The 19,088-nt window shown below is 70.9% G+C and carries 16 protein-coding genes and 1 pseudogene; 8 read left to right on the forward strand and 9 right to left on the reverse strand.

The features are described 5' to 3' along the window. The first annotated feature begins 148 nt into the window (after nucleotides 1-148). Nucleotides 149-1,675 carry a M1 family metallopeptidase gene (locus J7E94_RS30945; protein WP_215020122.1) on the forward strand — a complete coding sequence of 509 codons (1,527 nt, stop codon included), beginning with the start codon at nucleotides 149-151 and terminating at the stop codon, nucleotides 1,673-1,675. Between the two features lie 40 nt (nucleotides 1,676-1,715). Here the strand turns inward: J7E94_RS30945 and J7E94_RS30950 are convergent, their stop codons facing one another. Further along, nucleotides 1,716-2,618, reverse strand: a complete 903-nt coding sequence (locus J7E94_RS30950) for an oxygenase MpaB family protein (protein WP_215020123.1) — start codon at nucleotides 2,616-2,618, stop codon at nucleotides 1,716-1,718. A gap of 157 nt (nucleotides 2,619-2,775) precedes the next feature. On the opposite strand from J7E94_RS30950, the gene J7E94_RS30955 reads away from it, so the two are divergent. Both J7E94_RS30955 and J7E94_RS30960 read left to right on the forward strand, forming a co-directional pair. Next, nucleotides 2,776-2,982, forward strand: coding sequence for a hypothetical protein (locus J7E94_RS30955; protein WP_215020124.1), 207 nt, complete (start codon nucleotides 2,776-2,778; stop codon nucleotides 2,980-2,982). Nucleotides 2,983-3,003: 21 nt separating this feature from the next. Continuing rightward, a complete protein-coding gene (locus tag J7E94_RS30960) occupies nucleotides 3,004-4,614 on the forward strand; it encodes a recombinase family protein (RefSeq protein WP_215020125.1) in 1,611 nt (536 codons plus the stop codon). 66 nt (nucleotides 4,615-4,680) lie between these two features. Here the strand turns inward: J7E94_RS30960 and J7E94_RS30965 are convergent, their stop codons facing one another. After that, the gene (locus J7E94_RS30965; protein ID WP_215020126.1) at nucleotides 4,681-4,878 is read right to left on the reverse strand and encodes a hypothetical protein; all 198 of its coding nucleotides are present in this window, start codon (nucleotides 4,876-4,878) and stop codon (nucleotides 4,681-4,683) included. Nucleotides 4,879-5,493: 615 nt separating this feature from the next. Here J7E94_RS30965 and J7E94_RS30970 point away from each other — a divergent pair. Continuing rightward, the gene (locus tag J7E94_RS30970; RefSeq protein ID WP_374224518.1) at nucleotides 5,494-5,724 is read left to right on the forward strand and encodes a hypothetical protein; all 231 of its coding nucleotides are present in this window, start codon (nucleotides 5,494-5,496) and stop codon (nucleotides 5,722-5,724) included. A gap of 76 nt (nucleotides 5,725-5,800) precedes the next feature. On the opposite strand, the gene J7E94_RS30975 is transcribed toward J7E94_RS30970, so the two are convergent. Further along, nucleotides 5,801-7,633, reverse strand: coding sequence for a long-chain fatty acid--CoA ligase (locus tag J7E94_RS30975; protein WP_215020127.1), 1,833 nt, complete (start codon nucleotides 7,631-7,633; stop codon nucleotides 5,801-5,803). 85 nt (nucleotides 7,634-7,718) lie between these two features. Here J7E94_RS30975 and J7E94_RS30980 point away from each other — a divergent pair, with 85 nt between their 5' ends. Then, the gene (locus J7E94_RS30980) at nucleotides 7,719-8,447 is read left to right on the forward strand and encodes a MerR family transcriptional regulator (protein WP_215020128.1); all 729 of its coding nucleotides are present in this window, start codon (nucleotides 7,719-7,721) and stop codon (nucleotides 8,445-8,447) included. Nucleotides 8,448-8,501: 54 nt separating this feature from the next. On the opposite strand, the gene J7E94_RS30985 is transcribed toward J7E94_RS30980, so the two are convergent. From J7E94_RS30985 to J7E94_RS31005, 5 genes and pseudogenes are all read right to left on the reverse strand, one after another. Next, a complete protein-coding gene (locus tag J7E94_RS30985) occupies nucleotides 8,502-10,688 on the reverse strand; it encodes a 3-hydroxyacyl-CoA dehydrogenase NAD-binding domain-containing protein (RefSeq protein ID WP_215020129.1) in 2,187 nt (728 codons plus the stop codon). Between the two features lie 50 nt (nucleotides 10,689-10,738). Next, the gene (locus tag J7E94_RS30990) at nucleotides 10,739-11,953 is read right to left on the reverse strand and encodes an acetyl-CoA C-acetyltransferase (protein ID WP_215020130.1); all 1,215 of its coding nucleotides are present in this window, start codon (nucleotides 11,951-11,953) and stop codon (nucleotides 10,739-10,741) included. A 34-nt stretch (nucleotides 11,954-11,987) separates the two neighbouring features. Beyond that, nucleotides 11,988-13,130 carry an acyl-CoA dehydrogenase family protein gene (locus tag J7E94_RS30995; RefSeq protein ID WP_215020131.1) on the reverse strand — a complete coding sequence of 381 codons (1,143 nt, stop codon included), beginning with the start codon at nucleotides 13,128-13,130 and terminating at the stop codon, nucleotides 11,988-11,990. Nucleotides 13,131-13,143: 13 nt separating this feature from the next. Next, nucleotides 13,144-13,536: pseudogene (locus J7E94_RS31000) on the reverse strand (LLM class flavin-dependent oxidoreductase); the annotation flags it as partial. A 5-nt stretch (nucleotides 13,537-13,541) separates the two neighbouring features. Then, the gene (locus J7E94_RS31005) at nucleotides 13,542-14,672 is read right to left on the reverse strand and encodes a CaiB/BaiF CoA-transferase family protein (protein ID WP_215020132.1); all 1,131 of its coding nucleotides are present in this window, start codon (nucleotides 14,670-14,672) and stop codon (nucleotides 13,542-13,544) included. 203 nt (nucleotides 14,673-14,875) lie between these two features. Here J7E94_RS31005 and J7E94_RS31010 point away from each other — a divergent pair, with 203 nt between their 5' ends. Together J7E94_RS31010 and J7E94_RS31015 are read left to right on the forward strand one after the other, a co-directional pair. Further along, the gene (locus J7E94_RS31010; protein ID WP_215020133.1) at nucleotides 14,876-16,552 is read left to right on the forward strand and encodes a PKD domain-containing protein; all 1,677 of its coding nucleotides are present in this window, start codon (nucleotides 14,876-14,878) and stop codon (nucleotides 16,550-16,552) included. A 169-nt stretch (nucleotides 16,553-16,721) separates the two neighbouring features. After that, complete coding sequence (locus tag J7E94_RS31015) at nucleotides 16,722-17,939, forward strand: trans-acting enoyl reductase family protein (RefSeq protein WP_215020134.1); 1,218 nt, start codon at nucleotides 16,722-16,724, stop codon at nucleotides 17,937-17,939. Nucleotides 17,940-17,949: 10 nt separating this feature from the next. On the opposite strand, the gene J7E94_RS31020 is transcribed toward J7E94_RS31015, so the two are convergent. Then, the gene (locus J7E94_RS31020; RefSeq protein WP_215020135.1) at nucleotides 17,950-18,630 is read right to left on the reverse strand and encodes an endonuclease V; all 681 of its coding nucleotides are present in this window, start codon (nucleotides 18,628-18,630) and stop codon (nucleotides 17,950-17,952) included. A 26-nt stretch (nucleotides 18,631-18,656) separates the two neighbouring features. Between J7E94_RS31020 and J7E94_RS31025 the strand changes: the two genes are divergently transcribed. Continuing rightward, a complete protein-coding gene (locus J7E94_RS31025; protein WP_215020136.1) occupies nucleotides 18,657-18,956 on the forward strand; it encodes a YciI family protein in 300 nt (99 codons plus the stop codon). The last annotated feature ends 132 nt before the right edge of the window (nucleotides 18,957-19,088 follow it).

The following is a 19,088-nucleotide window of genomic DNA, read 5'->3' on the forward strand; positions in this document are numbered from 1 at the left end:
GGCCTGTGGGCAGGACGGCGGGGTGTGACGGCCGAATGGCGATCGTGTGACAGCGGGAACCATGGACAGGACGTGGGGCGCACGGGTGAATACCGTCGGACGACGAGACCTTGAACCGATGTGTCTCCCCTACCACTTGGAGCCCTTCTTGCACCGCAAAGTCATCGCCCCGAGCGTGCTCGCCGCTTCCCTGCTGCTGGTGATCCCGGCGTCGGCAGCGAGTTCCGGTCCGGGCGCCCCGGGTATCGGCGACCCCTACTACCCGGCCAGCGGCAACGGCGGATACGACGTGTCCCACTACGACCTGCGGCTGAAGTACGAGCCGCAGACGGACCTGCTCGAAGGCACCGCCACCCTCCTCGCCACCGCCAAGCAGGACCTGTCCCGCTTCAACCTCGACTTCGGCCTCCAGGTCAGCGAGATCCGGGTCAACGGCGCCAAGGCGAAGTTCGCCGCCTCCGGCACGCAGGAGCTGGAGGTCACCCCGGTGAAGCCGCTGGCGCGCAACACCCCGCTGACCGTCGTCGTCAAGTACGCCGGCAAGCCCTCGGAGTTGAAGGTGGACGGCTGGACGGCCTGGCACCGCACGCCCGACGGCGGGGTCGCGGCGCAGGAGCCCGACTCGGCGGTCTGGTGGTTCCCGAGCAACGACCACCCGCTCGACAAGGCCACCTTCGACATCTCCGTGAACGTCCCGGACGGCACCCAGGCGATCAGCAACGGCGTTCTCCAGTCGCAGAGTTCGAGGCTCGGCTGGACCCGGTACAACTGGCGCTCCAACAAGCCGCAGGCCACCTACCTCGCCACCCTCGCCATCGGCAAGTTCGACATCACCACCGACAAGACGGCGAGCGGGCTGCCCGTCCTCAACGCGTACAGCAAGGACCTGGGCGACAACGCCGGGGCGGCCCGGGCGAGCGTGGAGCGGACGGGCGAGGTCGCCGAGTGGCTTGAAGGGGTCTTCGGCCCGTACCCCTTCAACGCGCTGGGCGGCTACGTGCCGAACGTGACCGCCGGCTTCGCGCTGGAGACGCAGACGCGTCCGTTCTACGGCCCGCGCCAGTTCTCCAACGGCGCCAACGTCTCGGTGGTCGTGCACGAGCTCGCGCACCAGTGGTACGGCGACAGCGTGTCCGTGGAGGGCTGGAAGGACATCTGGATCAACGAGGGCTTCGCCCGCTACAGCCAGTGGCTGTGGTCCGAGAAGGAGGGCGAGGGCACCGCGCAGGAGCTGGCCGACTGGGCGTACTCCCTGCGCCCGGCCGAGGACCCGTTCTGGCAGGTCAAGCCCGGTGACCCGGGTCCGGAGAACCAGTTCCACGGGGCCGTTTACGACCGCGGCGCGATCGCCCTCCAGGCGCTGCGCAACGAGCTCGGCGACGAAACGTTCTTCCGGATCCTGAAGGGCTGGCCGACCGAGCGGGCCTACGGGAACGCCAACGTCGGCGACTTCGTCCGCTACGCGGAGAAGGCCTCCGGCCGGCCGCTGGCGCAGCTCTTCGAGACCTGGCTGTACACCCCGGGCAAGCCCGACGCCTCGGCCCTGAACGGGACGGCGAAGGCCCCGACGGCCCGTGCGTCGCAGGCGGCCCCGGTCAAGCCGGCGGCCGAGCCGAAGTCCTGGAAGAAGATCGCGGAGACGAACACCATCCACGAGCACGAGCACCGGGACTGAGTTCCGGCCCCGGCGGTACGGGACCTCGCGCCGGCGCCCCTCAGCGGGCGCCGGCGCGCCACTCGGCCCGCGCCCGGCGGGCGATCGGCAGGTACCGCCGCCGCTCCGGCAGCAGCGGTACGAGGAGTCGTACGGCCGTGCTGAACCGCCGGAGCCTGCGCTCCTGGGCGGGGCTCCACGCCAGCCCGATGGCGGCGCGCGCCTCGGGCGGCATGTAGCCGACGGAGACGAAGGCCCGGAAGCGCAGGAACGCCACCCGCAGCACCGGCCAGGTGAGCCGCAGCAGCAGCCGGGAGACCGGCCCACCGCGCCCGGGCCGGGGCAGCAGCACATCGGTGGCGACGAGCTCGCGGGCGACGGCGGTCGGTTCGATCTCCTCGGCCAGCATCCGGCCCCAGTACTCCCGGTACTCCTCGATGCTCTGCGGCATGTCCCGGTCGTGGAGCCCGAGGATCCGGCCCACCTGGAGCCACTCCCGGTACAGCTGCCGTTCCTGGGCCGGAGTGAAGCGGCGCAGCAGGTAGCGCCCGGCGTACATGTAGACGGGGAATCCGGTGGCGTGCACCCAGGCGTAGCAGGCCGGGTCCAGGGAGTGGTACCGCCGGCCGCGGGTGTCGGTGCCCTGGATCTCCTTGTGCAGGCGGCGCACCCGGCGGCCCTCCTCTGCGGCGCCCTCCCCGCCGTACACCCACAGCTGGACCGAGCGCAGCGAGCGCTCGCCGCGGCCCCAGGGGTCGGTACGGAACACGGAGTACTCGTCGACCCCGGCCGCGATGGCGGGGTGTGCGACCTGCATGGTGAAGGCGGCGGGCAGCATCAGCAGGGCCCTGACGTCCCCGGCGATGGTCCACAGCACCCCGCCGGGCGGGGGCGGCTCGGGGTCCGGCCGGCCGGCGGGCCCGCTCCGCGCGGGCCGCTCCGCGGGCTCCCGTGTCGTGCTCATTTCCGTGCCCCCAGTGCGCTGCGTGCCGTTCTCCCAGTATGGCGCCCCCACGATGTCCCGGGCCCGACAGAAAGTCTTGTCACGGGTGTTACCCAGAGGTAACCGCGGCTGCTTGGATGGCGAAGCCGATCTTCCCCACAGGAACGAGGGAGACCTCATGCTGTACACCTCGCACCGCCGTCACCGGGCCGCCGCCGCGGCGGCCGCCGCGGTCGCCGCCGGGACGCTGGCCGTCACCACCGCACCCTCCGCCGCGGCCGCACCCTCCGCCGCGGCCGCCCCCTCCGCCACGACCGCGGCCTCCGCCGCGCCCCGGCTCAGCGTCCTGTCGTACAACGTCTTCCTGATGAGTAAGATGGGCTAACTTTACTCGGGAGGTGACGGGTTGAACCAAGAGGTGGAGCGGCCCTACGACGGCTGCGGCAGGTGCCTCGTTGGTGTCCGCCGGTTGTCGCGGAAGACCGACGCATCATGGTCCCCGGAGCGTCAGCGACAGAACGTCCTGTCGGCAGTACAGAGCGTAAACGGCCATGTCATCGCGTGGGCGGATGACTGGGAAGTCTCCGGCGCTACAAACCCGCTGGACCGACCCCAGCTAGGCCCGTGGCTGCGCGACAAGCAGGGGCCGTACGACGGCATCGCCGGCGCAGCCGTCGACCGCATCGGCCGCAGCCTGGTCGACTGCTTGAACACCGGCTATCGAATGCGGGACGAGGGGAAGATCCTCGTAACCTTCGGACACAGCGGCCCGTGGGACCTGAACGACCCGAGCGACGAGAATCAGTTCATCGCGCAGGCGTGGGGCGCACAGATGGAACTGCGCGCCACTCAGAGCCGAAACCGGGACGAGACAGAAAAAGCACGGGAGCAGGGACGTAAGCGCGGAAAGCATGCATATGGGTACCGATACGTCCGGTTGCACCCGAAATCCGGCATCGACCACGTGGCGTTGGACCGTGGAGAGGACATGCCGCCGGAAGTGCGCGAGCGTGAGAACGCCACGGACATCATGCGCGAGGTAGCGCGTCGCATTTTGGCCGACACCTCCGACGAAATCACGCAGTTCACCGAAGCCGCACGGCTCACGCGCGCGGGCATTTACTCCCCCACAGATCACCTACGTGTGATGGGTGGCCGAGAAGCGCGAGGTAGCGCGTGGGGTGGCTCAGCGCTGGCGACGATGCTCACGTCAGAAGCGGCATTGGGCTACCTGATGCACCGCGGGAAGCCGGTTCTAGACGACAACGGAATGCCGATCATCGTCGCTCCCCCTCTGTGGAACCGCGCCACGCATGAAGCGCTGGTTCGCAAGCTATCGCCCGCAAAGCCGCGCGCGAAGCGTGCCCCTGCGGGTGCCTACCTGCTCTCCAACGTCGCCTTTTGCGGGGTCTGCGAGACGAAGCTATACCGAACGGGAGACCCGGTGTCCATGACGTGCAAGTCTCGCTCTATGGGCCTCTCGGAGTGCCGGCCGTCACCAACCATGCAGGTCACCATCCTGGAGGAGAAGCTAGGCGGATGGTTCCTCGCGACGTTCGGCGAACACGCGTACATGGAGACCATCTACGACCCGGGTAACGGTGTGGAAGAGGAGTTGGCGGAGATCGTCACCGCGCGGAAGCGACTGCGCGACGACCGGGACGCCGGCCTGTATGACGAGGGTGATGACACCGACTGGTACCGCACGCGGTATGGCCAACTCACCGAGGAAATCAAGCGGTTGAAAGCCGTTCCCACACGTCCGGCCGGCATGGTGACCAGGCCTACGGGCGAAACAGTGGCGTCCCGCTGGGGCAGTGCGGCCGACGACGGCGAGCGCCGCGAAATCTTGATCGAAAACGGCGTCACAGTGGCAGTGTGGCCGGAGAGCCATCAGCCGCGTTGGGTGCCACTGGTAAACGGCTGCGACCCGGATGCGGAGATCTCGACGTCACTCAACCTGATTCGTCAGCGACGCTTGAAGTCCGCAGCTCAACGCGTGCCGGTCGAATCCTGAGGCAGCACAGGATCCACAGAACTCAGGGCCCCTACCGCGAAGGTAGGGGCCCTGAGGCATGGACGCTCACTCTGTGCGGGTGCTCCAAGCACCTGCGGGCGGACGCTCGGGAAGTTCTGCCCCCGGACGCTGGCAGTAGTACGCCACGAACCTGCGCAGGACGTCGGACCGGTCGGTGCCGGCGGGCACTGCCTCCCCGAACGCGCTCCACAGCTCCGCGTCGATTCGGAACCGGCTGATCGGGGTCTTCGGCTGATTCGGCATGGCCACAGAGTAGCCGGGTGTGCCCACACCTCGTCAACGACGTATGGGCCTTGCGGTGTGGCTACACCGGGCCTAAGGTGTAGCCACACCCGAAGCCGCAAACAGCGAGTGCCCCGAAGTCCTGGCAGACCGATACGGGGCACTCGCTCGCTACTGAGGAGCAAGTATGACCCACGCAAACTTCACCGTCCCTGGCATTGACGCATCTAGCCTCACCCCGCTTCAGCGGGACGGCGTGGCCTGCGTCGGCTGCGGCTCGGAGCGCCGACCGATGCGCCCGGTCGGCACCGTCGACGGCGGGCAGGTCTTTGGTTGCGTCGCCTGCCTTGACGGTGAGCCTGCCGGCCCCGTGCTCGTGGTGGGCCCGGTCCTCACTGACGCCAACGTCGCTGATCTTCGCGCATACGCCTTCGACGTAGCGGACCAAACCGGTACGTCGGCCACCTACGCGGAGCACGACGACTACGTCGCGGCCGAATATGCGGCCCTCTACGTGTCTTCCGTCGACTGGCTGGACGAGGACACCACGCCGCTTTTGCTTGTGGCCGAAGCGCTGGCGGCCGGCGTGCCCGTCCATGGCCCGATGGACCCGCGGGACGCGAAGGAGTGCGAACTGTGTGCGATGGCGCTCACGATTCGACCGTTCGTCGGTCGCGCGGCGGCCGCCCGGTCGGGCACGATCCGGACCTCTACAAGGACCGCAACACCGCCGAACGCTGCATCAACAAGATCAAGGAGTGGCGGGGCCTGGCCACCCGCTATGACAAGACCCCCACCAGCTACCTCGCCGGACTCCACCTACGGGGCAGCATCATCTGGCTCCGCAGCCTCCGACCCACCACATGATCCGAACCTGGAACAGCCCCTAGAGCGGCCCGCGTCCGGTGGGCGGGTGCCCGCCCACCGGACGCGGCCGTGGGGGCTACGGAGCGTCGTACGAATCCGCGTACAGTCCGTCGATCAGGTCACCGTACTTGTCTCGGATCACTCGGCGGCGGAGCTTCAGCGAGGGCGTGAGCTCACCCGTGTCAGGCCCCCACTCCTCGGTCAGCAGCCGGTACCGCTTGATCTGCTCGGTCCGGTTGAGCCGCGCGTTGGCCGCCTCGACGGCGCGGGCCGTCTCCGCCCGGACGGCGGGGTGCTCGGCGAGTTCGGCCAGGGAGGCGGCCTCGATCCGCCGGGCCGCGGCCCAGGCCGGGGCCAGTTCCGGGTCCAGGACCAGCAGGGCGACGAGGTAGGAGCGGCCGTCGCCGTGGACCAGGGCCTGGCCGATCAGCGGATGCTCCTTGACCGTGTTCTCCACCAGCGCCGGCGAGACGTTCTTGCCGTTCGAGGTGATGATCAGTTCCTTCTTGCGGTCCGTCAGCCAGAGGAACCCGTCCTCGTCGAGCCGGCCCACGTCCCCGGTCGGGAACCAGCCCTCCCCGTCGGCCGCGCTCTCCACCGAGCCGTCGGGCCGCAGATAGCCGTCGAAGACGGTCGCGCCGCGCGTGAGGACCTCACCGTCCTCGGCGAGCCTCAGCTCCAGCCCCTCGATCGGGCGGCCCACCGAGCCGAGCCGGAAGGCGTCCGGGCTGTTGACCGTGCACACGCCGGAGGTCTCGGTCAGCCCCCAGGCGTCCATGATGGTGATCCCCCAGCCCGCCCAGAAGCGGACCACGTCGATCGGCATCGGGGCGGTCGCGCTGGCCGTCCAGACGAGCCGGTCCAGGCCCGCCAGGCCCAGCAGCGGGTCGAGCACCTGCTCCTTCGCCCGGGCGTACGAGGCTTCGAGCGCGGGCGGTACGGCCTGCCCGCGCTCCCGGTGGCCCGCCCGGGCCCGGGCGAGGTCGTTCGCGGCCTCGATGGCCTGCCGCTGCTCCTGCGGGAGCTGCGCGAGGACCGCCCGTACGGAGGCGGCGAGCTTCTCCCACACCCGGGGCACGCCGAAGAACTGCACCGGGTGCAGCTCGCGGACCGCGCCGGACACGGCGGTGGGGTCGGCGCACAGCCGCACGTGCGCGGCGCGCAGCAGGGGCAGGTAGATGCCCAGCACCCGTTCGGCGATGTGCGCGAAGGGCAGGTAGCAGATGTGCTCGGCGTGCTCGGGGAGGTCCACGTTCCGGTCGAGGCGGACGGTCTGGAGCAGGATGTTGCGGTGGGTCAGCCGGACGCCCTTGGGGTCGCCGGTGGTGCCCGAGGTGTAGACGACGGTCAGCGGGTCCTCGGGACGGGTCTCCTGCCAGGCCTTCTCGAAGGCCTCGGGGCGGTGCAGGCGGGCGCCGCTCGCGTACAGGGAGCCGTAGGTGCGGTGCGGGCCGGCCTCCGCGGCCTCGGCCACGACCAGCCGTTCCAGGGGCACCCCGGAGTCGGCGAGCAGCGGCTCCCAGCGGGCGAGTTCGCGGGCGCCCTCGACGACGGCGACCCTGGCCCGGCTGTGGCGGGCGATGTGGGCTATCTGCTGGGGCGCGGAGGTTCCGTACACGGTGACGGGGACGGCGCCGAGGTGGACGAGGGCCAGATCGCTGAGCCAGTGCTCGGGGCGGTTGCCCATCATCAGCAGGACGTGGTCGCCGCGCTCGACACCGAGCGCGGCATAGCCGGAGGCGAGGAGGGCGACCTTGCGGCGCACCTCGCTCCAGGTGAGGGTCTCCCAGTCCCCGGCCGTGCGCCACGAGAGGGCGGGCAGTGCCCCGTACTCGGCGGCGTTGCGGGCCAGCAGGGCGGGGAGGGTGAGCTCCTCGGGGCGTCCGGGCAGTCGCAGTTTCGTGGTCATGGGCAGCTCCTGGCCGTTTCACATCGTTGGTGCGACAGCAATACTGTTGAACCCAAGCTGTGGAGCAGAGAGCGAGGCGCAGACGATGGCCGACCAGGCACCCGAGCCGATGCTCACCGTCGACGAGCTGGCGGCCAGGGCGGGCGTCACCGTCCGTACCGTACGGTTTTACAGCACGCGCGGGCTTTTGCCCCCTCCCGTGATCGGCCCTCGTCGGGTGGGCCACTACGGCCCGGAGCACCTCTCCCGGCTGGCCCTGATCGAGGAGTTGCAGCACCAGGGCATGACCCTGTCGGCGATCGAACGCTACCTGGACGCGCTGCCGGACGACCTGAGCGCGCACGATCTGGCCATCCACCGGGCCATGGTGGCCAGTTGGGCACCGGATGCGGCGCAGGAGGTGTCCCGCACGGAGCTGGACAAGCGGGCCGGGCGGAGCCTGTCGGACGCCGATGTGCGGCGCCTGACGGCGATGAACGTGCTCACGGCCTCGGGGGACGGGTTCCGCGTGGACGTGGGGCTGCTGCGGCTGGGGGTGGCGCTGCTCGACGTGCCGATCGCGCACGAGACGATCCTGGCGGCGCGCAAGGTCCTGATGGAGCACACCAGGTCGGCGGCGCACGAACTGACGGCGCTGTTCCGGGACGAGGTGTGGGGGCCGTTCACGGAGGGCGAGAGCGACCCGGAGCGGGTGGAGTCGATGAAGGCCCTGTCGGCGCACATGCAGCCGATGGTGGTGCAGGCCCTGGTGACGGCCTTCCAGCGGTCGCTGCGGGAGGAACTGCGCGCGGCGTTCGCTTCCGAGGCCGGATAGCGGCGGAAGGCGCCCCCGGCCCGCCCGAGCACGGGCGGGCCGGGGGCAGTCGCGTCAGTCCGCGTACGTCTCGCCCCGTTCGGCCTTCTCCACCAGGGAGGCGGGCGGGGTGAACCGCTCCCCGTAGGCGGTGGCGAGCTCACGGGCGCGGGCCACGAAGCCCGGCAGGCCGCCCTCGTAGCCGTTGATGTACTGGATCACGCCGCCGGTCCAGGCCGGGAAGCCGATGCCCATGACGGAGCCGATGTTGGCGTCGGCGATGGAGGTCAGCACGCCCTCGTCGAGGCAGCGGACGGTGTCCAGGGCCTCGGAGAAGAGCATCCGCTCCTTCATGTCTTTAAAAGGCACCCTCTCGAAGGGGATCTCGGCGTCCGGCTTGGCGAAGTGCTCGCGCAGGCCCGGCCAGAGGCGGGTGCGCTTGCCGTTCTCGTCGTACTCGTAGAAGCCGGCGCCGCCGCTGCGGCCCGGGCGGCCGAACTCGTCGACCATGCGGTCGATGACGGTGTCGGCGGGGTGTTCGGCCCACGTCCGGCCCTCGGCCTCGAAGGCCTTCCGCGTCTCGTTGCGGATCTTGCGCGGGAGGGTGAGGGTCAGCTCGTCCATCAGGGAGAGCACCTTGGCCGGGTAGCCGGCCTGGGCGGCGGCCTGCTCGACGGAAGCGGGCTCGATGCCCTCGCCGACCATGGCCACGCCCTCGTTGATGAACTGGCCGATGACCCGCGAGGTGAAGAAGCCGCGGGAGTCGTTGACCACGATGGGGGTCTTGTTGATCTGGCGGACCAGGTCGAAGGCGCGGGCGATGGCCTCGTCGCCGGTCTGCTCCCCCTTGATGATCTCGACCAGCGGCATCTTGTCGACGGGCGAGAAGAAGTGCAGCCCGATGAAGTCGGCGGGCCGCTTCACGCCCTCCGCGAGCCCGGAGATCGGCAGGGTGGAGGTGTTGGAGCAGAGCAGCGCGTCGGGGGCGACGACGTCCTGGATCTCCTGGAACACCTTGTGCTTGAGGGCGGTGTCCTCGAAGACGGCCTCGATGACGGCGTCACAGCCCGCCAGGTCGGCCGCCTCGGCGGTCGGCGTGATCCGGGCGAGCAGCTCCTCGCGCTGCGCCTCGGTCGTACGGCCGCGGGAGACGGCCTTGTCGAGCAGCTTCTGCGCGTACGCCTTCCCCTTGGCGGCGGCCTCGGCGGTGACGTCCTTGAGGACCACCTCGATGCCCGCGCTGGCGCAGGAGTACGCGATGCCCGCGCCCATCATGCCCGCGCCGAGGACGGCGACCTTGCGGACCGTGCGCGGCTCGATCCCCTGCGGGCGGCTGCGGCCCGCGTTGACGGCCTGGAGGTCGAAGAAGAACGCCTGGATCATGTTCTTGGCGGTCTGGCCGGTGACCAGCTCGGTGAAGTAGCGGGCCTCGATGGCCAGCGCGGTCTCGAAGTCCACCTGGGAGCCCTCGACGGCGCAGGCCAGGATGTTGCGGGGGGCCGGGTACGGGGCGCCGTTCAGCTGCTTCTTCAAGCTGGCCGGGAACGCCGGGAGGTTGGCGGCGAACTTCGGGTTCGACGGCGTGCCGCCGGGGATCCGGTAGCCGGGGACGTCCCACGGCTGGCGGGACTCGGGGTTCGCGTCGATGAAGGCGCGGGCCTTGGCGAGCATCTCCTCGGGGGTGGCGGCCAGTTCGTGGACCAGGCCGTTCTCCAGGGCGCGCTTCGGGTTGTACTGGGTGCCCTGGAGCAGCACCTTGAGCAGTGCGTCGGCGATGCCCATCAGGCGCACGGTACGGGTGACACCGCCGCCGGCGGGGAGCAGGCCGAGGGTGACCTCGGGCAGGCCGATCTTGGAGCCGGGCGCGTCGAGCGCGACGCGGTGGTGGGAGGCCAGGCAGATCTCGTAACCGCCGCCGAGGGCCGCGCCGTTGATGGCGGCGACGACGGGCTTGCCGAGGGTCTCGATGCGGCGCAGCGAGGACTTGATCGCGGTGCCGGTGTCGAAGGCGAGCTGCGCGTCCTCGGGGCGCAGGCGGATCATGTCCTTGAGGTCGCCGCCCGCGAAGAAGGTCTTCTTGGCGGAGGTGTAGATGATGCCGCGGATGGAGTCCTTCTCGGCCTCGGCGCGGTCGGCGATGGCCGCGATGGAGTCCTTGAAGGCCTGGTTCATCGTGTTGGCGGACTGGCCGGGGTCGTCGAGGACCAGGGTGACGACGCCGGTCTCGTCCTGTTCCCAGCGGATCGTGGTGGACTCGCTCATGTTGGCTACTTCCGTGTCAGAGAGGAGATCTGGGGGATACAGGACGGTGTTCAGAGCCGCTCGACGATGGTGGCGACGCCCATGCCGCCGCCGACGCAGAGGGTGACGAGCCCGTAGCGCTTGTCCTGGCGCTCCAGTTCGTCGACGACGGTGCCGAGCAGCATCGCGCCGGTGGCGCCGAGCGGGTGGCCGAGCGCGATGGCGCCGCCGTTGACGTTGACCTTGTCGAGGGACACGCCCATGTCCTTGACGAAGCGCAGGACGACGCCGGCGAAGGCCTCGTTCATCTCGATGAGGTCGATGTCGTCGATGGTGAGGCCGGCCTTGGCGAGGGCCTTGCGGGTGGCGGGGGCGGGGCCGGTGAGCATGATGGTGGGCTCGGAGCCGGAGACGGCCGCCGAGACGATCCGGGCGCGGGGGCGCAGCCCGTTCCGCTCGCCCGCCTCCTTCGAGCCGATGGCGACGAGCGCGGAACCGTCGACGATGCCGGAGGAGTTGCCTGCGTGGTGGACGTGGTCGATCTTCTCGATCCAGTGGTATTTCTGCAGCGCGACGGCGTCGAAGCCGCCGAGGTCGCCGATGTCCGCGAAGGAGGGCTTCAGCTTGGCCAGGGTGTCGGCCGTGGTCCCCGGGCGGACGAACTCCTCGTGGTCCAGGACGACGAGGCCGTTGCGGTCGGTGACCGGGACCACGGACTTCGCGAAGCGGCCGTCCTTGATCGCGGCGGCCGCGCGCTCCTGGGAGAGGGCGGCGTACTCGTCCACATCGCGTCGGGAGAATCCCTCGATGGTGGCGATCAGGTCGGCGCCGATGCCCTGCGGGACGAAGCCGGTGTCCCAGTTGGTCATCGGGTCGGCGAACCAGGCGCCGCCGTCGGAGGCCATGGGGACGCGGGACATGGATTCCACGCCGCCCGCGAGGACCAGGTCCTCCCAGCCGGACCGCACCTTGGCGGCGGCCAGGTTGACGGCCTCCAGGCCCGAGGCGCAGAAGCGGTTCTCCTGTACGCCCGCCACGGTGTCCGGCAGTCCGGCGGCGATGGCCGCGATCCGGGCGATGTCGGAGCCCTGGTCGCCGACCGGGCCGACGACGCCGAGCACGATGTCGTCGATGGCGGCGGGGTCCAGGCCGGGGTTGCGCTCGCGCAGGGCGTGGATGAGGCCGACGACCAGGTCGATCGGCTTGGTGCCGTGCAGGGCGCCGTTGGCCTTGCCGCGGCCGCGCGGGGTGCGGATCGCGTCGTATACGTAAGCTTCGGTGCTCACTGGTCAAGCCTTTCGGAGGTGTCCAAGGGGGAGGTCAGCCGAGCAGGGAACGGCCGATGATCTCTTTCATGATCTCGGTCGTGCCGCCGTAGATGGTCTGGATGCGGCCGTCGGTGAAGGCCCGCGCGACCCGGTATTCGGTCATGTATCCGTATCCGCCGTGCAGTTGCAGGCAGCGGTCGGCGACGCGCTTCTGGAGTTCGGTGGCCCACCACTTCGCCATCGAGGCGTGGACGTGGTCCAGTTCGCCGTTGGCGTGGTCGGTGATGCAGCGGTCGAGGAAGGTACGGGTGACCGCGCACTCGGTGGCCATCTCGGCGATCTCGAAGCGGATGTGCTGGAGCTTGGAGAGCGGCCGGCCGAAGGCCTCGCGCTCCTTGACGTACTGGGTGGTGATCTCCACCAGGTACTCGGCGGCGGCGATGCCGGCCATCGCGATGCCCATCCGCTCCTGCGCGAGGTTGGTCATCAGGTGGACGAAGGCGCCGTTCAGGTCGCCGAGCAGGTTGTCCTTGGGGACGCGTACGTCGTGGAAGAACAGCTCGGCGGTGTCCTGGGCCTTCTGCCCGATCTTGTCGAGGTTGCGGCCGCGCTCGAAGCCCTCTGTGCCGCGCTCCACGACCAGCAGCGACAGGCCGTGGGCTCCGCCCTCGGGCGTGGTCTTCGCGACGACGATCACGAGGTCGGCGAGGATGCCGTTGGAGATGAAGGTCTTGGAGCCGTTGAGCACCCAGTGGTCGCCGCGGTCCTCGGCGCTGGTGCGGATCCCCTGGAGGTCGGAGCCCGCGCCCGGCTCGGTCATCGCGATGGCGGTGATGGTCTCGCCGGAGCAGAAGCCCGGCAGCCACCGGCGCTTCTGCTCCTCCGTGGCGAGCGAGGTCAGGTAGGGGCCGATGATGTCGTTGTGCAGGCCGATGGCGAGCCCGGCGGCGCCGGCCCGGGTGAACTCCTCGGCGATCACGGCGGCGTAGCGGAAGTCGGTGTTCCCGCCGCCCCCGTACTCCTCCGGGACGGCCAGGCCCAGCAGCCCCTGCCGGCCCGCGGCCCGCCAGGCCTCGCGGCTGACGATGCCGTCCTTCTCCCACTGCTCGTAGTGCGGCAGCACCTCCTTGTTCAGGAAGGTGCGGACGGTCTCGCGGAACGCCTCGTGGTCGGCGTCGAAGATCTGGCGCTTCATTTCGGTCGGCTCCCTACAGCCAGTTCTTGACGGTTTCGATCAGCCGGGCCGGGTCGGCGCCGACGGGCGGGACGTTGAGCATGGTGACGCCCGCCTCCCGGAAGGCCTCGACTCGCTCGCGTACGTAGCCCTCGGGCCCGCACAGCGTCATCAGCTCGCAGAACTCGTCCGGGACGGCGGCCGCCGCGTCGCGCTTGCGGCCGTCGAGGTAGAGCTCCCGGGTCTTCCGGGCCTCCTCCTCGTAGCCGTAGGCCACGGCGAGGTCGTTGTAGAAGTTCTTGCCGACCGCGCCCGTGCCGCCTACGTACAGGGCGATCTGCGGGCGCGCGAGGTCCCGTACGGCTGCCGCGTCCTCGCCGATGGCGAGCAGGCCGCCCGCCACGGTCCGGAGCGGGCCCGTCTCGGGCGCCATCACGCCTCCTTCCCGAGCAGGGCCGGTACGTCCCAGTCGGCGGCCACGGACGCGGTGTCCGCCCCCGGCTGGGCGGGCCCGCCGGCCACGGCCGCCGGGGTCGAGGAGAAGCGCGGCGCGGGGGCGGGCTGGGTGATCCCGCCGAAGTCGGTGAAGGTCCCGCGGGCGGCGAGGTGGGGGTGGTGCGGGGCCTCGCGCAGCGAGAGCACGGGCGCCACACAGGCGTCGGTGCCCTCGAAGACCGCCGTCCACTCCTCGCGCGTACGGGACTTGAAGCGTGCGGCGACGGCCTCGCGCAGCTCGCCCCAGCGGGCGAGGTCCTTTCGGGCGGGCGCCTGCTCCTTGATGCCGAGGAGGTCGACGAAGGTGTCGTAGAACTGCTGCTCCAGCGCGCCGACCGCCATGTACTGGCCGTCGGAGGTCTCGTAGGTGCCGTAGAAGGGGCAGCCGCCGTCGAGGAGGTTGGCCCCGCGCCGGTCCTGCCAGCCGCCGGCCGCGACCATCCCGTGGATCATCGCGGTGAGGTGGGCGGTCCCGTCGACGATCGCCGCGTCCACCACCTGGCCGGCGCCGCCGGGGGTGCGGGCGTGCTGGAGGGCGGCGAGGACGCCGATCACCAGGTACAGGGAGCCGCCCGCGTAGTCGCCGACGAGGTTGGCGGGCACGGCGGGGGGCTCGCCGGGGTTGCCGATCATGCCGAGCGCGCCGGTCACGGCGATGTACGCGATGTCGTGCCCGGCGGTGTGCGCGAGCGGGCCCTCCTGGCCCCAGCCGGTCATCCGGCCGTAGACCAGCTGCGGGTTGCGGGCGTGGCAGTCGGCCGGGCCGACGCCGAGCCGCTCGGCGACCCCTGGGCGGAAGCCCTCGATGAGGATGTCGGCCCGCTCGGCGAGGTCGAGGACGCGGGCCGGGCCCTCGGCGGACTTGAGGTCGACCAGCACCGAGCGTTTGCTGCGGTTGGTGACGTCGTAGGCCGGATCGACCGCGAGACCGCCGCCGCCGGGCCGGTCCACCCGGACGACGTCCGCTCCCAGGTCGGCGAGGAGCATGGCGGCGAACGGGCCGGGGCCGATTCCCGCCAGTTCGACGACGCGCACCCCGGCGAGCGGGCCGTTCCCTGTCACTGCCATCGAGCCCCCAGCATCGGTAGGACACTATGTGACACAACTGATGTAACACCAGTGATGCTAGGAACGTGTTCCACCGAGCACAAGCCCCCCGCGCCGACCTCGGAAAACCCGGTGATCAAAGCTCTCGCGGCCGGGTCGGCGGCTATGTACTCTGAGCAGGCTTTCAAACCTGATCAAGTTCAAAAAAGAAAATGGGGGGGCCGGTGCGCAATCGCCGACTCATGCTTTCCGCCGCCGCAATCGTCGCGGCCGGCGTCGGTATCGTTCCGGGTGTCGCCAACGCGGCGGGCCAGGACGGTGCCAAGGGGACGGGCGGTCCGGGGGCGTCCGTTCCCGACCTCGATCTGACCGAGGCCAAGGCCAAGGCGTACAAGGTCGAGACCTTCAGCAGCCCGGCCGCCAAGACGGTCCACCCGGCTGCCAAGGGCGGCAAGCAGGCTGCTCCGCTGGCCGAGGGGGCGGCCGCCACCGAGCCGACGGTCGGTCTCGAGGGCACGGCCACCAGCGCCCACGGCGTGCAGCTGCAGCTGGCCGTCACCAGCGACCCGGGCACCGCGCTCGGCGTGCTCGTCGAGTGGGGCGACGGCAGCCAGGTACAGGTGGGCGCCAACGGCCCCACCAACCTGACCGAGAACCACACCTACGCCAAGGCCGGCACCTACACGATCAAGGTCACCCTGATCGACGGAAGCGGCGGGGGCGTCCGCGGCACCAACGAGACGGTCTTCCGGACCGCGGGCAACGAGTTCACCCCGCACGCCCCGACCCGTCTGCTGGACACCCGTGAGGGCATAGGCGCGGCCAAGACCAAGGTGCCCGCCTTCGGCACCGCCCGCGTCAAGGTCGCCGGCGCCGCGCAGATCCCGGCCGGCGTGACCGCCGTGGCCCTGAACGTCACCGTCACCAACCCCGCCAAGGCCGGACACGTCCGCGTGTACGCCGAGGGCGGCGACGTGCCGACCACCTCGAACGTGAACTACGCCCCGGGGCAGACCGTCCCGAACATGGTGATCGCGTCGGTCGGCGAGAGCGGCTACGTGGACATCTACAACCACGGCGACGGCGCGATCGATCTCATCGCCGATGTCACCGGCTACTTCTCCAAGAGCGCCGCCAGCGGCTACAGCTCGCTCAACCCGAGCCGCGTCGTCGACACCCGCGAGGGCCTCGGCACGGGCAAGGGCCAGGTCCCGGGCTTCGGCAACTTCAGCACCCAGATCACCGGCCGCGCGGGCGTCCCGTCGACCGCGAAGGCCGTCGCGCTCAACGTGACCGTCACCGAGCCGCAGGCGGCCGGCCACCTGACCGTCTACCCCTCCGGCGGGTCGGCCCCGACCGCGTCGAACCTGAACTTCACCGCGGGCCAGACCATCGCCAACTCGGTCATCGTCCCGATCGGTTCCGACGGCAAGATCAGCGTCCGCAACGGCGCCGGGGCCGGGGCGCACGTGGTCGTCGACGTCGTCGGCTACTACAGCCCCGAGAGCGAGAGCGCGCTCATCCGCTCCTTCCCCAACCGCTGGTTCGACACCCGCGAGTGGGACGGGCCGCTCGACGGCCGCAACTACATCTACGGCCGCGTCGGCGGCGGCGACCCGAACGTCACCGCTCTCGTCCTCAACGCCACGGTCACCAACACCGCCAGCACCGGCTTCCTCACGGTCTCCCCGGACCCGAACTCGTGGAGCGCCTACGAGGGCGGCTGGGAGACCCTGCCGACCCCGCCGAACTCCTCCAACCTCAACTGGACCCCGGGCAAGACCGTCCCGAACCTGGTCCAGGCGAGCTCCGGCGTCAACAACGTGATCGACTTCTGGAACATGAGCTACCAGACCACCGACCTGGTGGTCGACTCGTTCGGCTTCTACGCCAAGAACTGACGCCCCGCCCCACCCGCAGGACCCGTACGACACGGCGCCCCGGGAGCGGACCCTACCGGTCCGGCTCCCGGGGCGCCGCCCGTTTCCCGCCGGACCGTGGGCACCTGGGTGCGCGGGCGGTCCGGGCCCGCGCTAGCCTCGGCCCCCACACCAGCTGGGAGGAGCGGTCATGGAACAGGATCGGGACCGGGGACGGGAACGAGACCGGGAACGGGCCTACGACGTCGTGCTGTTCGGGGCGACCGGGTTCGTGGGGGCGCTGACCGCCGAGTACCTCGCCGCGCACGCGCCCGCCGGCTGCCGGTGGGCGCTGGCCGGCCGGGACCTGGCGAAGCTGGAGCGGCTGCGCGAGCGGCTGGCCGTACTCGATCCGGCCTGCGCGGGGCTGGAGCTGCTCCGGGCGGACGCCTCCGACCCCGCAGCGGTGCGCGAACTGGCCGCCTCCACACGGGTCCTGGCCACGACGGTGGGACCGTACGTCTGGTACGGCGCGGAGCTGGTCGCCGCCTGCGCGGAGGCGGGCACGGACTACGTGGACCTCACCGGGGAGCCCGAGTTCGTGGACCGGATGTACGTCGAGCACGACGCGCGGGCCCGGGAGACCGGGGCACGGCTCGTGCACGCCTGCGGCTTCGACTCGATCCCGGCCGACCTGGGGGCGTACTTCACCGTGGAGCAGCTCCCGGAGGGGGTTCCGCTGCGGGTCGACGGGTTCCTGCGGTCCAACGCGCTCTTCTCCGGCGGCACGCTGGCCTCCGCGCTCACCGCGGTAAGCCGCGGCCCGCAGACCCTCGCGGCCGGGCGCGCCCGCCGGCTGTACGAGCCCCGGCTGCTGGGGCGGCGGGCGCGCGGGCCGGTCGGGGCGCCGCGGTTCAGCCGGGAGACCGGCACGTGGGCGCTGCCGCTGCCCACGCTGGACCCGGCCGTCGTGGCCCGGTCGGCGGCCGTCCTGGAGCGGTACGGCCCGGACTTCCGCTACCGGCACTACGCCTCGGTCCGGCACCTGCCCTTCGCGGTGGGCGGTACGGCGGCGGTGGGCGCGGTGGTGGCGCTGGCCCAGCTCCCGTCGGCCCGGCGGTGGCTGATGAACCGCTGGGAGGCGGGGCAGGGGCCGGACGCGGAGCGGCGGGCGCGCAGCTGGTTCTCGGTGCGGTTCGTGGGCGAGGGCGGCGGCCGCCGGGTGTTCACGGAGGTGTCGGGCGGCGACCCGGGGTACGGGGAGACGGCGAAGATGCTGGCGGAGTCCGCGCTCTGCCTGGCCCACGACGCCCTGCCGGAGGCCGCCGGACAGCTGACGACGGCCGTGGCGATGGGGGACGCGCTGATCGACCGGCTGCGGAAGGCGGGGATCACCTTCCGCGTGGTGGACGCGAGGGATCTGGGCTGAGCGGCCCGGGTCACCCGACGGCTTCGCGCAGGGCGCGGCGGCACAGGGAGTCGGCGTGCCGGGTGGTCTCGGGGATCCGGAAGCGGGGGCTGAGGGCGAGGGTGTGGGCGCAGGCGTTGTCGAGCGAGACGCGGTTGCCGACGGAGACGTACACCGGCTTGACGCCGTCCCGGGTCCGCAGCGCCCGGCCGACCTCGGTGCCGTCGGCCGCGAGCAGCGGGGCCGCGTCGCCGCGCAGGGCGCCCGGTTCCTCGTACGTGAAGGTGAAGGGGTTCTTGGCGACCCCGATGGCCGGGATGCCGGTGACCACGCCGAGGTGGCAGGCGAGGCCGAAGCCGCGGGGGTGGGCGAGCCCGTAGCCGTCGCAGACGACGAGGCCGGGCACGGCGGTGAGGGAGTCGAGGGCGGCCAGTACGGTCGGCAGTTCGCGGAAGGCGAGCAGCCCGGGCACGTAGGGGAAGCTGACGTGCCCGACGGCGGTGGCCTCCTCGACGACCTCCAGGGTGGCGGCGTCGAGCACCACCGCCGCGGCGGCGACCAGGTCCCGCGCGTCGTCGTAGGCCACGTCGACGCCCGCGACCAGTCCGCGGCCGGGCGGCGGGCCGGGCTCGGTGAGCACGACCTGATGGCGTAGTTCGTCCTGTATCGCCCGGGCCTCGGCCTCGTTGGCGGGGGTCTTCACACTCGTCATGATGGTGCGAGAGTAGCCTGGCGATCATGTTCGTCATGGAGCTCACCTACACCGCGCCCATCGAAGCCGTAGAAGAAGAGATGGACGCCCACATCGCCTGGCTGGACGGCTACTACGCCGCCGGCGTCTTCCTCGCGTCGGGGCGCAAGGTCCCGCGCGACGGCGGCGTGATCCTCGCCGGCGGGGTCTCCCGCGCGGAGATCGAGAAGATCGCGGCCGAGGACCCCTTCACGGTGGCGGGCGTCTGCGCCTACCGCATCACGGAGTTCATCGCCACGAAGACCTCGGCGGACCTGTCGACGGTCCGCGAAAACCCGGCGGCCTAGGTCCTGTCTGGAGTCCAGATCATGAGTTTGGTGGATCGCCTGCGCGCAGGGTCTTGGTCTTGATAGGCCATCAGTCATGGCGCGAGGCGATCTCACCGACGAGCAGTGGGCTCTGATCGAACCCCATCTCCC

It is taken from the genome of Streptomyces sp. ISL-94 (assembly GCF_018614075.1).
Lineage (GTDB): Bacteria > Actinomycetota > Actinomycetes > Streptomycetales > Streptomycetaceae > Streptomyces.

Coding starts and splice junctions, on each gene's coding strand:
- J7E94_RS30985 (WP_215020129.1), bottom strand. CDS start 10,688: ATGAGCGAGTCCACCACGATCCGCTGGGAACAGGACGAGACCGGCGTC.
- J7E94_RS31005 (WP_215020132.1), bottom strand. CDS start 14,672: ATGGCAGTGACAGGGAACGGCCCGCTCGCCGGGGTGCGCGTCGTCGAA.
- J7E94_RS30975 (WP_215020127.1), bottom strand. CDS start 7,633: ATGACCACGAAACTGCGACTGCCCGGACGCCCCGAGGAGCTCACCCTC.
- J7E94_RS31025 (WP_215020136.1), top strand. CDS start 18,657: ATGTTCGTCATGGAGCTCACCTACACCGCGCCCATCGAAGCCGTAGAA.
- J7E94_RS31015 (WP_215020134.1), top strand. CDS start 16,722: ATGGAACAGGATCGGGACCGGGGACGGGAACGAGACCGGGAACGGGCC.
- J7E94_RS30980 (WP_215020128.1), top strand. CDS start 7,719: ATGGCCGACCAGGCACCCGAGCCGATGCTCACCGTCGACGAGCTGGCG.
- J7E94_RS30950 (WP_215020123.1), bottom strand. CDS start 2,618: ATGAGCACGACACGGGAGCCCGCGGAGCGGCCCGCGCGGAGCGGGCCC.
- J7E94_RS30955 (WP_215020124.1), top strand. CDS start 2,776: ATGCTGTACACCTCGCACCGCCGTCACCGGGCCGCCGCCGCGGCGGCC.
- J7E94_RS30995 (WP_215020131.1), bottom strand. CDS start 13,130: ATGAAGCGCCAGATCTTCGACGCCGACCACGAGGCGTTCCGCGAGACC.
- J7E94_RS30965 (WP_215020126.1), bottom strand. CDS start 4,878: ATGCCGAATCAGCCGAAGACCCCGATCAGCCGGTTCCGAATCGACGCG.
- J7E94_RS31020 (WP_215020135.1), bottom strand. CDS start 18,630: ATGACGAGTGTGAAGACCCCCGCCAACGAGGCCGAGGCCCGGGCGATA.